The sequence below is a fragment of the Thioalkalivibrio sp. ALJ24 genome (assembly GCF_000377785.1).
GTDB lineage: Bacteria > Pseudomonadota > Gammaproteobacteria > Ectothiorhodospirales > Ectothiorhodospiraceae > Thioalkalivibrio.
Genome location: NZ_KB898725.1, coordinates 196,208 through 206,135, shown reverse-complemented (window position 1 = coordinate 206,135; position 9,928 = coordinate 196,208). Strand labels below are relative to the sequence as shown.

The following is a 9,928-nucleotide window of genomic DNA, read 5'->3' as shown; positions in this document are numbered from 1 at the left end:
CAGGAAATGGATCTGCCCCTGCTGGCGGTCACCGCCGCACTGGTGGCGCTGGGACTGGTGATGGTCGCGTCCGCGTCCATGGAGATGGGGGCTCGGGATTTCGGCAACGCCTGGCATTTCCTCCAGCGCCAGGTATTGTTCGCGGCGTTGGGCGTGGTGGCCGCGGTGGCGGTCTGGAACATCCCGCTGGCGCGCTGGGAACGGGCCGGACCCTGGCTGCTGGCGCTTTTCCTGCTGATCCTGATCGTGGTCCTGCTGCCGGGGGTCGGCCGCACCGTCAACGGTGCGACCCGCTGGATCCCGCTGGGGCCGTTCAACCTGCAGGTGGCGGAGCTCGCCAAGCTGCTGGTGGTGACCTATCTGGCGGGTTATATCGTGCGGCACTATTCCACTCTGCGGCTGCAGCTGTCGGGCTTCATCCGTCCGCTGGTGGTGCTGGGCCTGGGTACGGTGCTGTTGCTGCTGCAGCCCGATTTCGGCGGTGCGGCCATGATGCTGGCGATCGGCATGGGGATGCTGTTCCTCGCCGGGGCCCGCATGTGGCAGTTCCTCGCCCTCGGCGTCACCATCGCCATCGGCATGGCGATCGCGGCGGTGGCGGCGCCCTATCGCATGGCGCGCCTGACCGCGTTCCTCGATCCCTGGCAGGATCCGTTCGCCAGTGGTTTCCAGCTGACCCAGTCACTGATCGCGATCGGTTCCGGCGGGGTCACCGGCTCGGGCCTGGGCGGTTCGGTGCAGAAGCTGTTCTACCTGCCGGAGGCGCACAACGACTTCCTGTTTGCGGTGTTTGCCGAGGAGTTCGGTTTCATCGGCGTGCTGGTGCTGATCGCGCTGTTCGCCGTGCTGGTGTGGCGCTGCCTGCGCATCGGTCTGGAGGCCCAGCGCAGCGGCCATGCCTTCGGTGCCCATCTGGCCTTCGGGGTGGCGATCTGGCTGGGCCTGCAGTCGGCGCTCAACATGGGCGTGAACATGGGGCTGCTGCCGACCAAGGGCATGACCCTGCCGTTCCTGTCCTACGGCGGCAGCTCCCTGATCGTCAGTCTGGTCGCGGTGGGGCTGGTTCTGCGGGTGGCGCGCGAGGCGCGTACCCCGGCGCCGGCGCCCGTGCCGCGCCGGCGCACCCGGACCGCCGGTCCCCGCGGAGGTGCGGCATGAGCGCGCCTGCCGAACCGGTCCGCGTGCTGGTGATGGCCGGCGGTACCGGGGGCCACGTGTTCCCGGGACTGGCGGTGGCCGAGGCGTTGCGCGAGCGTGGCACGGAAGTGGTGTGGCTGGGCACCCGCGAGGGCGTGGAGGCGCGTCTGGTCCCCGATGCCGGCATCACCCTGCACACCCTTCCGATCGCCGGTATCCGCGGCAAGGGGCTGACGGGCCTGGCGCTCGCCCCGTGGCGCCTGGGCCTGTCCCTTTGGGCGGCTTTGGTGCTGCTGCAGCGGATCCGGCCGCAGGCGGTGATCGGGTTCGGTGGCTTCGCCGCTGGCCCGGGCGGGCTCATGGCCGCAGCGCTCGGGCGCCCGCTGGTGATCCATGAGCAGAACGCCGTCGCCGGACTTACCAACCGCTGGCTCGCCCGGGTGGCCGACCGGGTGTATGCGGGCTTCGACGGGGCCTTCCCGCCGCGTGCCGGCGCGCAGGTGGCGGGCAATCCGGTGCGCCCGGCGATCGCGGCACTGCCGCCGCCGGCGGAGCGTTTCAGCGGACGCAGCGGGCCGCTGAACCTGCTGGTGCTGGGCGGCAGCCTGGGGGCGCGTTCGCTGAATCACTCGGTCCCGGCGGCGCTGGGCCGGCTCCCATCCGATCAGCGCCCGCAGGTCCTGCATCAGGCCGGGACCCGCACCCTGGAAGAGGCGCGCGCGGCGTACGCCGAAGCCGGGGTGGAGGCCCGGATCACCGCGTTCATCGACGACATGGAGAGCGCCTGGGCGCAGGCCGACCTGGTGATCTGCCGGGCCGGGGCCCTGACCGTGGCCGAGGTAGCGGCGGCCGGGGTGGCCGCGATCTTCGTGCCCTATCCGCATGCGGTGGACGATCACCAGTTCGCCAATGCCGAGGCCCTGGTCGCGGCGGATGCGGCGTGGCGCTTCCGCGATGCCGAGCTGGACCCGCAGGCCCTGGCGCAGCTGCTGGGGGCGCTGGATCGCGACGCGCTGCTGCAGCGCGCCGAACGTGCCCGCGCCCTTGCCAGCCCCGACAGCGCCAGGCGTCTGGCCACGGCCTGTCTCGAACTGGCGGGGGCCGCGCCCGCGGGAGGGGAGTCATGAGTCACGCACGCCTGCCCGAACACGCCATGCGCCGGATCCGTCGTATCCACTGCGTCGGGATCGGCGGCTCCGGGATGAGCGGTATCGCCGAGGTCCTGCATCAGCTGGGCTACCGGGTCTCGGGCTCGGACCTCGGGCGCTCGCCGATGATCGATCGCCTGGTGGAGATGGGCGTGCGGGTGGTCGGCGAGCACCGGCCGGAGAACGTGGCCGAGGCCGACGTACTGGTGGTGTCCTCGGCCATCGACCCGTCCAACCCCGAGGTCGCGGCGGCGCGCGAGCGCGGCATCCCGATCGTGCGGCGGGCGGAGATGCTCGCCGAGCTCATGCGTTTCCGCTTCGGCATCGCGGTGGCGGGCACCCATGGCAAGACCACCACCACCAGCCTGGTGGCCAGCGTGCTCGCCGAGGCGGGCATGGATCCCACGTTCGTGATCGGCGGGCGCCTGAATTCCACCGCCAGCCATTCCAGCCTGGGGGCGGGTGACTATCTGGTCGCCGAGGCCGACGAGAGCGACGCCTCGTTCCTGCATCTGCAGCCGCTGCTGGCGGTCGTCACCAATATCGATGCCGATCACCTCGGCACCTACGGCAACGACTTCCGCCAGCTCCACGCGACCTTCCTGGAGTTTCTGCACCACCTGCCGTTCTACGGCCTCGCGATCCTGTGTGTCGACGACCCGCAGGTGCGCGAACTGCTCCCCGAACTGGAACGTCCGCGCCTGACCTATGCGATCGACGCCGAGGCCGACGTGCGCGCCCTGGACGTGCGCCAGGAAGGGGTGCAGACCCATTTCCGCCTGCAGCTGCCGGAGGCCGGCGAGCCGTTCCCGGTCACCCTGAATCTCCCCGGGCGTCACAACGTGCTCAACGCGCTGGCGGCCGCGGCGGTGGCCTGGGAGCTGCAGGCTCCGCGCGAGGCGATCGCCACCGCCCTGGAAGGCTTCCAGGGGATCGGCCGCCGCTTCCAGGTGCAGCAGTGGCAGGGTCCTGCCGGACCGGTGACGCTGGTCGACGACTACGGCCATCACCCGCGCGAGATCGCCGCCACGCAGGCGGCGGCCCGTGATGCGTGGCCGGAGCGCCGGCGCATCACCGTGTTCCAGCCGCATCGCTACACCCGCACACGCGACCTGTTCGAGGACTTCGTCGAAGCGCTGTCGGAGACCGACGTGCTGATCCTGCTGGAGGTCTATGCCGCCGGCGAATCCCCGATCGCCAGCGCCGACGGACGCAGCCTGGCGCGGGCGATCCGCCTGCGCGGACGGGTCGAGCCGATCTTCGTGGAGCAGGCGGCGGACGTGGCCGGAGTGCTGGAAGGACTGCTGCGACCCGACGACGTGATCATCGCCCAGGGGGCGGGCGACATCGGCCGGCTTGCGGCGCTGCTCCCCCGGGAACTCGCGGGAGGTGAGCCATGATTCCGCTGGATCCGGCCCTGGCGGGGATTCACGACCTGCGCGATCTGGCACCGCGCGGCGAACTGCGTGCGCGGGCCCCGCTGGCGCCGCTGACCTCCTGGCGCGCGGGGGGCGTGGCCGACTGGCTGTTCCGGCCGGCCGATCGTGACGATCTTGCCCATCTGCTGGCCGCGCTCGCGCAGCGCGCGCCCGATCTGCCGATCACCTTCCTCGGGCTGGGCAGCAACGTGCTGATCCGTGACGGTGGTATCGCGGGACTGGTGGTGCATCTGCAGGGCGTGCTGGCGGAGCGCGAGCGCCTGGAAGGCGACCGCGTGTTCCTCGGCGGCGGACTGGCCTGTGCCCAGGCCGCACGCTTCTGTGCCCGCGAGGGCCTGGTGGGCGCGGAATTCCTGGCCGGGATCCCCGGCACGGTGGGCGGGGCATTGCAGATGAACGCCGGCGCCTGGGGCGGCGAGACCTGGCCGCTGGTGGAATCGGTGGAGGTGATCGATCGCGCGGGACGCCGCTCGACCCGCGCCCCGGATGCCTTCCGCGTGGGATATCGCCGGGTGCAGGGCGGCGATCCGGGCGAGCGGCTGTGGTTTACCGGGGCGACCCTGCGGCTGAGCCCGGGGGACCCCGAGGCCGGCACCCGGCGCATCCGCGAGTTGCTGCGCGAACGCTCGGCGAAACAGCCGCTGGGCCAGCCCTCCTGCGGCTCGGTGTTCCGCAATCCGAAGGGCGACCATGCGGCGCGGCTGATCGAGGCGGCGGGCCTCAAGGGACTGCGGTCGGGCAAGGCCGAGGTCTCGGCGGTGCATGCGAATTTCATCACTCACGACGGTACCGCCCGGGCCGCCGACATCGAGCGTCTGATCGATACCGTGCGCAACACGGTGGAACAGCGTTTCGGTGTCCGCCTGGAGCCGGAGGTCCGCATCCTGGGTCGCTTCACTGACCCGGGCGAAGATGGCGAGGGGGAGGCATGAACCACGACGACATCCAGCCGGGTGACTATGGTCGGGTGGCCGTACTGATGGGCGGCTGGTCCGGCGAGCGCGAGGTCTCCCTGGCGAGTGGCAACGCCGTGCTGGCGGCCCTGCGTCGCCGGGGCGTGGATGCCCATGCGGTGGATCTCACCCGCGAGCATCTCGAACGTCTGACGCTGGACGGGTTCGACCGCGCGTTCATCGCCCTGCACGGGGAGGGCGGCGAGGACGGCGCCCTGCAGGGCTGCCTCGATCTCGCCGGTATCCCTTATTCCGGCACCGGCGTGCTGGGGTCCGCGCTGGGCATGGACAAGCTGGCCTGCAAGCGTCTGTGGGCCGGCAGCAACCTGCCCAGTGCGCCGTACCGTCTGCTGACCCCGGGGTTCGATCCGGACGCGGTGGCCGAGGCCCTCGGGCTGCCCCTGATCGTGAAGCCCGCGCGCGGGGGCTCCAGTCTCGGGATCACGCGCGTGGATCGCGCCGCGGATCTCCCGGCGGCCTGGGAGGCGGCCCGCTGTCAGCCGGGTCAGATCTTCGCCGAACAGTGGATCGAGGGCCGTGAATACACCGTGGCCATCCTCGAAAACCAGCCCCTGCCGGTGGTGGAGATCCGTGCCGACGGCGGGTTCTACGACTACCACGCGAAATATGAATCGGATGCGACCGGCTACATCTGCCCGCCGCCGCTGGACGAGGCCGAGCTGCTCGAGCTGCAGTCGCTGGCCCTGGGCGCGTTTGCCGCGGTGGAGGGCTGTGGCTGGGGGCGGGTGGACATCCTGCAGGACGAACACGGTGACAACCACCTGATCGAGATCAACACCGTTCCGGGCATGACCGATCACAGCCTGGTGCCCAAGGCGGCGGCCGAGGCCGGGATCGATTTCGACAGCCTGTGCCTGCGCATCCTCGATTCGAGTCTGCGCTGCGGAGGCCTGCGATGAATCGCCGCGTGACCGCCCCGGCGCCGCGTTTTGCGCGGCTGCGCGCCCTGGCCGGCCCCGGGCTGCGTCTGCTGGCGGGCATGGGGCTGGCCGCCCTGCTGGTGGGTGCGGCGCTGATCGTGGCTCGTTTCGATGCCGATGCGGTGCTGCCGGTAGAGCAGGTGAAGGTGACCGGGGATCCGCGCCACGCCGATGTCGACGAGGTGCGTGCCCTGGCTCGCGAACATGCGCCGGGATTCGTGACTGCCGATCTTGCGGCGCTGGAGGCCTCGTTGCTGGCCGAGCCCTGGATCGACGGTGTCCGCCTGCGCCGGCAGTGGCCGGGCACGCTGGTGGTGGAGCTGCGCGAGCCGGTGCCGGTCGCGCGCTGGGGCGAGGAGCAGCTGGTCGATCGCCACGGTCGGGTATTCGGTCCCGTGGACCAGTCCGACTGGGACTACCTGCCGGCGCTGGAAGGCGAGGAGGGGCGTCAGGTGGTGCTGATGCGGCGCTACCTCGAGGTCTCGGCGCGGCTGGCCGATGCCGGTCTGGAGGTGGCGGGGGTCGCCGAGGGGCGCCGCCACGACTGGACCATCCATCTGGAGTCCGGGGCGAAGATCCTCATGGGACGGGACACCGACACCGGTCGTCTCGGCCCGCTGGTCCGGGCCGCCGATGCGGTGCGCGAGCGCCGTGACGCGCCGGTGGAACGCTGGGACCTGCGTTATCCCCACGGGATGGCGGTGGCCTGGGCCGATGAAGACGGGGGCGCCGCCGGCGCCTCCGGGACACATTGAAAGGACGCGGGGAGATGATGGCAAAGAAGGCGGAATCGGGTCTGATCGTCGGGCTGGATGTCGGGACCTCGAAGATCGAGGCCATCGTCGGCGAACTGAAGGACGATGGCGAGATCGAGATCATCGGCATCGGCTCGTCGCCCTCGCGCGGCCTGAAAAAGGGCGTGGTGGTCAATATCGAATCCACCGTGCAGTCGATCCAGCGCGCGGTGGAGGAAGCCGAGCTGATGGCCGGCTGCGAGATCCACTCGGTGTACACCGGCATCGCCGGCAGTCACGTGAAGAGCTACAACTCCACCGGCGTGGTGGCCATCAAGGACGGCGAGGTGGGGCCGGGCGACGTCGAGCGGGTCATCGATGCCGCGCGGGCCATCGCGATTCCCGCCGACCAGCGCATCCTCCACGTGCTCCCGCAGGAATACATCATCGACGAGCAGGAGGGCATCCGCGAACCGGTGGGGATGTCCGGCGTGCGCCTGGAGGCGAAGGTCCATCTGGTCACCGGTGCGGTCTCGGCGGCGCAGAACATCGTCAAGTGCGTCGAGCGCTGCGGGCTGCGCGTCGACGACATCATCCTCGAACAGCTGGCCTCCTCGTATTCGGTGCTGACCGAGGACGAAAAGGACCTCGGTGCCTGCCTGGTCGACATCGGTGGCGGGACCACCGACATCGCGGTGTTCTCCCACGGCGCCATCGCGCACACCGCGGTGCTGCCGATCGCCGGCGACCAGGTCACCAACGACATCGCGGTCGCGCTGCGCACGCCCACGCAGTACGCCGAGGAACTGAAGATGAAATACGCCTGCGCGCTGCGCTCGCTGGCCGATCCGGGGGAGTCCATCGAGGTCCCCGGGGTGGGCGACCGCGAGGCGCGCCGGCTCTCGCGCCAGACCCTCGCCTCGGTGGTGGAGCCGCGTTACGAGGAGCTGCTGCAGCTGGTGCAGGCCGAGCTGCGCCGTTCCGGAACCGAAGAAATGATCGCTGCCGGGGTGGTTCTGACCGGCGGATCGTCGCGAATGGAAGGTGGGGTGGATCTCGCCGAAGAGGTCTTCCACATGCCCGTTCGCCTGGGGGTCCCGCAGCACGTGACCGGGCTGCTGGACGTGGTCCGCAACCCGGTGCACGCCACCGGAGTAGGGCTGCTGCTGTACGCCCGCGAGTCGCGGGCGCAGCAGGAAGCCCGCCCGGTGGAATCCGGGTTCCAGGGGATCTGGGCGCGCATGAAGCGCTGGTTTTCCGGGCAGATCTAGGACGGCCCGGTACAGGGGCCGGACCGCTCTCCGGCCATCACAAGGGAAAGACATGTACACGCGAAACAAGAGGACGCAACCATGACGTTCGAACTGATGGATACCTTTAGCCAGAGCGCCACGATCAAGGTCGTCGGCGTCGGTGGTGGCGGCGGCAACGCCGTTCAGCACATGGTCCACTCGCAGCTTGAGGGGGTGGATTTCATCTGCGCCAATACCGATGCCCAGGCCCTGAAGAGCCTGGATTCCAAGACCCTGCTGCAGCTGGGCGGGGACATCACCAAGGGTCTCGGCGCCGGCGCCGATCCGTCGGTGGGCCGCGAGGCCGCGCTGGAGGATCGCGAGCGGGTGCAGGACCTGCTGCACGGCGCCGACATGGTGTTCATCACCGCCGGCATGGGCGGCGGCACGGGCACCGGCGCGGCCCCGGTGGTGGCGCAGATCGCCAAGGAGATGGGCATCCTGACCGTGGCCGTGGTCACCAAGCCGTTCCCGTTCGAGGGCAAGAAGCGCATGCAGGTCGCGATGTCCGGGATCAAGGCGCTGACCGAACAGGTGGACTCGCTGATCACCATCCCCAACGAGAAGCTGCTCACGGTGATGGGCAAGAACACCACCCTGCTGGATGCCTTCAAGGCCGCCAACGACGTGCTGTTCGGCGCGGTGCAGGGCATTGCCGAGCTGATCACCCGTCCCGGCCTGATCAACGTGGACTTCGCCGACGTGCGCAACGTGATGCGCGAGATGGGCATGGCGATGATGGGCACCGGCACCGGCTCGGGCGAGGATCGGGCACGCCAGGCCGCGGAGGCGGCGATCGCCAGCCCGCTGCTGGAAGACATCGACATCTCCGGTGCGCGCGGCATCCTGGTCAACGTGACCGGTGGCATGGACGTCGGCATCGGCGAGTTCGAAGAAGTGGGCGAGGCGGTCAAGGCCCTGGCCTCGGAAGACGCCACGGTCGTGGTCGGTACGGTCATCGATCCGGAGATGAGCGAAGAGATGCGGGTGACTCTGGTGGCCACCGGGCTCGGGGCACAGAGCCAGCAGCCCGAGCGGCCGCAGGTGCGCGTGGTGGATGCCCAGCCGCAGCAGGCCGCGGCGGGTTCGGACGTCGATTTCGACCGGCCCACCCATCAGCGCCAGCGGCGTGGCCAGCAGGACGAGGTGGCTGCGGATTACGGCACCGGCAGTTCGCAGTCGAACATCGATGTGCTCGATATCCCGGCATTCCTGCGCAAGCAGGCGGACTGAAGGGGTTGACATGCAGGAAGAGCGGAATCCTGCAATAATGAACCTTTCGTTGTGTGCATGAATGGAGCCCGGGAGGGCCCGGGCTTCCCTCCATGCGCTCTCGCAGAAGAGGCAGTGCGTTGATCAGGCAAAGAACGCTGAAGAACAGCATCCGGGCCACCGGTGTCGGGCTCCATACGGGCGAGAAGGTCGTGCTGACCCTGCGCCCCGCCCCACCGAATACCGGTGTCGTGTTTCACCGTGATGACCTCGACCCGCCGGTGGAGATCCCGGCGCGGGCCGAGAACGTGGGGGATACCCGGCTGTCGACCACCCTGGTCAACGGCGATACGCGGGTCTCCACGGTGGAACATCTGCTGTCGGCGGTGGCCGGCCTGGGCATCGACAACCTGTTTGTCGACGTGAGCGCCGCGGAGGTGCCGATCATGGACGGCAGCGCGGGACCCTTCGTGTTCCTGCTGCAGTCCGCGGGTCTCAAGGAGCAGGACGCTCCCAAGGAATTCATCCGGGTGAAGCGCAGCGTGGAGGTTCGTGACGGCGACAAATGGGTACGCTTCGATCCCTACGACGGGTTCAAGGTCGGTTTCTGCATCGACTTCGAACACCCGATGTTTACCGACGGAAGCCAGCGGGCCGAGCTGGATTTCTCGTCCACCTCGTTCGTGAAGGAAGTGTCACGGGCCCGGACCTTCGGTTTCATGCGTGACATCGAGGCCCTGCGCGCCAACCAGCTGGCGCTGGGGGGCAGTCTGGACAACGCGGTGGTGCTGGACGATTTCAAGATCCTCAATGAAACCGGCCTGCGCTACGACAACGAGCTGGTGAAACACAAGATCCTCGACGTGGTCGGGGATCTGTATCTGCTGGGGCACAGCCTGATCGGGGCCTTTACCGGGCACAAGTCCGGCCATGCCCTGAACAATCAACTGATCCGCCAGCTGGCCGCCGATCGCACGGCCTGGGAGAAGGTGACCTTCGAGGATCCCTCCGAGCCGCTGCCGATCTCGTTCGGCCAGCTGGAGCCGGGTGCCGGCACTGCCGGCTGAGTCTG

9 protein-coding genes are annotated in these 9,928 nt (G+C 69.5%); all 9 read left to right on the top strand.

Features of this window, described 5'->3' with window-relative positions; genetic code table 11:
* The first annotated feature begins 6 nt into the window (after positions 1-6).
* The 9 genes from ftsW (at position 7) to lpxC (ending at position 9,923) form a co-directional block, all read left to right on the top strand.
* A complete protein-coding gene (ftsW, locus tag D571_RS0103230; RefSeq protein ID WP_232196934.1) occupies positions 7-1,158 on the top strand; it encodes a putative lipid II flippase FtsW in 1,152 nt (383 codons plus the stop codon).
* Positions 1,155-2,264, top strand: a complete 1,110-nt coding sequence (gene murG, locus D571_RS0103225; RefSeq protein WP_018935235.1) for an undecaprenyldiphospho-muramoylpentapeptide beta-N-acetylglucosaminyltransferase — start codon at positions 1,155-1,157, stop codon at positions 2,262-2,264. The genes ftsW and murG overlap by 4 nt, the downstream gene beginning before the upstream one ends.
* The gene (gene murC / locus D571_RS0103220; RefSeq protein ID WP_018935234.1) at positions 2,261-3,685 is read left to right on the top strand and encodes a UDP-N-acetylmuramate--L-alanine ligase; all 1,425 of its coding nucleotides are present in this window, start codon (positions 2,261-2,263) and stop codon (positions 3,683-3,685) included. The genes murG and murC overlap by 4 nt, the downstream gene beginning before the upstream one ends.
* A complete protein-coding gene (murB, locus tag D571_RS0103215) occupies positions 3,682-4,656 on the top strand; it encodes a UDP-N-acetylmuramate dehydrogenase (RefSeq protein ID WP_018935233.1) in 975 nt (324 codons plus the stop codon). Before murC ends, murB begins: the two co-directional genes overlap by 4 nt.
* Entirely contained in the window at positions 4,653-5,597 is a 945-nt protein-coding gene (locus D571_RS0103210; protein ID WP_018935232.1) for a D-alanine--D-alanine ligase, read from the top strand. The genes murB and D571_RS0103210 overlap by 4 nt, the downstream gene beginning before the upstream one ends.
* A 47-nt stretch (positions 5,598-5,644) precedes the next feature.
* Positions 5,645-6,373 carry a cell division protein FtsQ/DivIB gene (locus D571_RS0103205; RefSeq protein ID WP_026287542.1) on the top strand — a complete coding sequence of 243 codons (729 nt, stop codon included), beginning with the start codon at positions 5,645-5,647 and terminating at the stop codon, positions 6,371-6,373.
* A gap of 14 nt (positions 6,374-6,387) precedes the next feature.
* Positions 6,388-7,623 (top strand): cell division protein FtsA, encoded by a 1,236-nt coding sequence (ftsA, locus tag D571_RS0103200; RefSeq protein ID WP_018935230.1) that lies wholly within the window; start codon positions 6,388-6,390, stop codon positions 7,621-7,623.
* Between the two features lie 81 nt (positions 7,624-7,704).
* Positions 7,705-8,877 (top strand): cell division protein FtsZ, encoded by a 1,173-nt coding sequence (gene ftsZ / locus D571_RS0103195; RefSeq protein ID WP_018935229.1) that lies wholly within the window; start codon positions 7,705-7,707, stop codon positions 8,875-8,877.
* A gap of 119 nt (positions 8,878-8,996) precedes the next feature.
* Entirely contained in the window at positions 8,997-9,923 is a 927-nt protein-coding gene (lpxC, locus tag D571_RS0103190; RefSeq protein ID WP_083916861.1) for a UDP-3-O-acyl-N-acetylglucosamine deacetylase, read from the top strand.
* Positions 9,924-9,928: the final 5 nt, after the last annotated feature.

Excerpts from the sequence above, each read along its gene's own strand:
- murG (WP_018935235.1), top strand. The coding sequence starts at position 1,155 with ATGAGCGCGCCTGCCGAACCGGTCCGCGTGCTGGTGATGGCCGGCGGT.
- ftsZ (WP_018935229.1), top strand. The coding sequence starts at position 7,705 with ATGACGTTCGAACTGATGGATACCTTTAGCCAGAGCGCCACGATCAAG.
- murB (WP_018935233.1), top strand. The coding sequence starts at position 3,682 with ATGATTCCGCTGGATCCGGCCCTGGCGGGGATTCACGACCTGCGCGAT.
- ftsA (WP_018935230.1), top strand. The coding sequence starts at position 6,388 with ATGATGGCAAAGAAGGCGGAATCGGGTCTGATCGTCGGGCTGGATGTC.
- ftsW (WP_232196934.1), top strand. The coding sequence starts at position 7 with ATGGATCTGCCCCTGCTGGCGGTCACCGCCGCACTGGTGGCGCTGGGA.
- murC (WP_018935234.1), top strand. The coding sequence starts at position 2,261 with ATGAGTCACGCACGCCTGCCCGAACACGCCATGCGCCGGATCCGTCGT.
- D571_RS0103210 (WP_018935232.1), top strand. The coding sequence starts at position 4,653 with ATGAACCACGACGACATCCAGCCGGGTGACTATGGTCGGGTGGCCGTA.